General features: G+C 33.7%; 3 protein-coding genes. 1 reads left to right on the forward strand and 2 read right to left on the reverse strand.

The genetic code is table 11. The features are described 5' to 3' along the window. Nucleotides 1-1135, forward strand: a 1135-nt coding sequence (locus ACJML3_RS08285; RefSeq protein WP_406022270.1) for an AAA family ATPase, incomplete at its 5' end; no start/stop codon positions are given. A 259-nt stretch (nt 1136-1394) separates the two neighbouring features. On the opposite strand, the gene ACJML3_RS08290 is transcribed toward ACJML3_RS08285, so the two are convergent. Together ACJML3_RS08290 and ACJML3_RS08295 are read right to left on the reverse strand one after the other, a co-directional pair. Further along, nucleotides 1395-2342 carry a phosphoribosylaminoimidazolesuccinocarboxamide synthase gene (locus ACJML3_RS08290; RefSeq protein WP_406022272.1) on the reverse strand — a complete coding sequence of 316 codons (948 nt, stop codon included), beginning with the start codon at nt 2340-2342 and terminating at the stop codon, nt 1395-1397. Between the two features lie 233 nt (nt 2343-2575). Then, the gene (locus tag ACJML3_RS08295; protein WP_406022274.1) at nt 2576-2764 is read right to left on the reverse strand and encodes a hypothetical protein; all 189 of its coding nucleotides are present in this window, start codon (nt 2762-2764) and stop codon (nt 2576-2578) included. Between the last annotated feature and the right edge of the window lie 169 nt (nt 2765-2933).

Raw genomic sequence — 2933 nt, forward strand, 5'->3', positions numbered from 1 at the left:
GAAAATCACACCTAATAACAAGAACACAGAATATCCAATAGAAAAGATAGTTCTTACAGGATGTTTAAAGGTAGCAAAGAACAGTATTTTTACAGGTGTAAACAACATCACTGTAAATACTGTACTTTCAGAGGACTATGATTTTGATTCCATCATAGGTTTTACAAAAGAAGAGACTCTAAAGCTTTTAAAAGACTATGAGCTTGAAGAGTATGCAACGCTGGTTAAAGAAAATTATGATGGATACAGATTCTATAAAAAAGAGATGTTCTGTCCATGGGATGTAATTAACTTTATCGCAGAGTCTGTTAAAAAGAAAGTTTCTAACACTGAGATAATACCAGGAAACTACTGGATAAACTCAACCTCAAGTAATGCCTTATTATCATATGTAGGATATCTGACTGATAAGGCAACAGACAAGATGCAGGCACTGATGGATGGTTTGAGTATTGAAACCTATATCAATGATTCAATGAATTATGATACTTTATCAAAACATGAAGAGATAGATTTCTTCTCCCTTCTTTTGCATACAGGATATCTGACATCTGATGGTTATAGAGTTGTAAATGAGGAAGATGGTGAGATTATCTATTCTCTTAAAATTCCAAACAGAGAAATCAGAAAGTGTTTTGAGGTAAATATATTAAAGCATTTTAAAGAATCATCAACACAAGGCGAGAATAAGGCTATGCTTATAGCTAATGCTCTGTTTGAAGGTGATTGTGAAACTGCAAAAACCAATTTAAAAAAGTTACTAAAAGGATATGTATCTGTAAGAGATTTTGCAACAAAGGCAAAGAAAGAGAACTTCTATCATGGATTCTTATCTGGCGTATTCACAAACTGTTCTGATAGCATAAGCGATTATCAGTCAAACAGTGAATCTGGTGATGGTTATGCTGATATCATCTTTAAAAATGAAAGTGAAGATACTGTTGTTATTCTTGAACTTAAAGCATCAAAAAATATTGAATCTGTAATAAATGACGCAAAAAATGCAATAAAACAGATTGATGATAAAGAATATGCAAAAAGTTATATCACTCATCCATTTGTAAACAAAATATACAGCTACGGAATCAGTTTCTATAAGAAAGACTGCTATATCGAAGTGGAAAAGATTAAATAATCAGATATTTGACCTTAGCTTATCCTTACTAATTTACCAAAATTCCTAAATAGTTAAACAAATTGATTTTTTTTAACTGGAATTGTGGTGCTAAACCGCATTTATATGCCGATTTTCAGTTAAATGTTAGAATGCAAAAGTTGAGTTATCTAAATTAGAGGACTTTAGAGTATTTTTGATTGATGAAAATGTTTGGAGTGTTTGTTGATTGATGTATATAGGTGAAGAAAAGCTGCCATAAGGCAGCTTTCTTGTCTGATTACTTGTTTAAGTAATCTGTTACATTCTTTTCGATTCTTGCAAGTACGTCACCTGTCTGAACCTTTTCAAACTTCTCGCCAACGATGTTCTCGTATAGCTCTAAGTATCTGTCAGAGATTGACTGAACAATTTCAGGAGTCATCTCAGGAACCTTCTGGCCTTCCTTACCCTGGAATCCGTTGTCCATTAACCACTCACGAACGAATTCCTTTGATAGCTGCTTTTGTGGCTCACCCTTATTGAAGCGATCCTCATAGCCATCCATATAGAAGTAACGGCTTGAATCTGGAGTGTGGATTTCGTCCATTAAGTAAATCTTACCGTCGTGCTTACCGAATTCATATTTTGTATCAACAAGAATAAGACCACGCTTGTTTGCAATCTCTGAGCCTCTCTTGAAAAGAGCTAGAGTATATTTCTCTAAAAGCTCATACTCCTCAGGAGTTGCAAGACCTCTCTTTAAGATTTCCTCTTTAGAGATGTCAGCATCGTGCTCACCAATTTCTGCCTTAGTTGTAGGAGTGATAATTGGCTCATCAAACTTCTGATTCTCTTTCATGCCATCAGGTAGTTTTACACCACAGATCTCACGAACACCACTCTTATATGCTCTCCATGAGCTACCGCACAGATAACCACGAACAATCATTTCTACAGGGAAGCCTTCACACATAACACCAACGGTAACCATTGGATCAGGTGATGCTAATTTCCAGTTAGGGCAGATGTCAGCAGTAGCATCTAAGAATTTAGCTGCGATTTGGTTTAAAACCTGACCTTTGAAAGGAATACCTTCAGGAAGGATTACGTCAAATGCTGAAATACGGTCTGTTGCAACCATAACAAGCTTTTCATTATTGATGTTATAAACATCACGAACCTTTCCGTGATAAACACTCTTTTGACCTGGGAAATTAAATTCAGTGTTAGTTAATGCATTGCTCATGATAAATCTTTACCTAATTTAGCGTGCAGGAAATTGTTAATTATCAGATCTGCCAAAGCAGAAGATATTGTACAGAGTATATTGTAAAGCTATATAGCATTACTGAGAAAGTGGTATAAAAAACAACCTTTTTTATGCTTCTGTACGATTGTGAAATTATACACGAATTTTAGTTTCTGTTCTGATTTATTGGATTATTTTTATCTAATGCAAGCATATTAAAGGTTATAAAACTAAAGATACATAAATAGATTCAAATCAGAAATTCTGTTTTTAACTCTGTTTATGTCAGCAGTTTTATGATCAGTATCTGTGGTATTAACAGATATATCTTTTAGGTATCTTTGTCTTAGAGCTTGCAGATGATTTATTGCAAGTTCATTATCTCTTTTGAATTTTGCGACTTTAGTTTTCTTTTTCATAGTAGACTCCAAAGATCATATTCAAATATAAAGAAAACTATAAAAACAGATTGTTAAGATTGCTGTTATTTTCTGTTAAGAGTTATCTAGAAAATAAATGATGCAAAAGATCTTAAGATAAAAGTCGTAAATATGGTTGGAAGATTCAGTAATAGAGCAGACTGATGCT

The organism is Succinivibrio sp. (genome assembly GCF_045124615.1).
In the GTDB taxonomy this organism is placed as follows: domain Bacteria; phylum Pseudomonadota; class Gammaproteobacteria; order Enterobacterales; family Succinivibrionaceae; genus Succinivibrio; species Succinivibrio faecicola.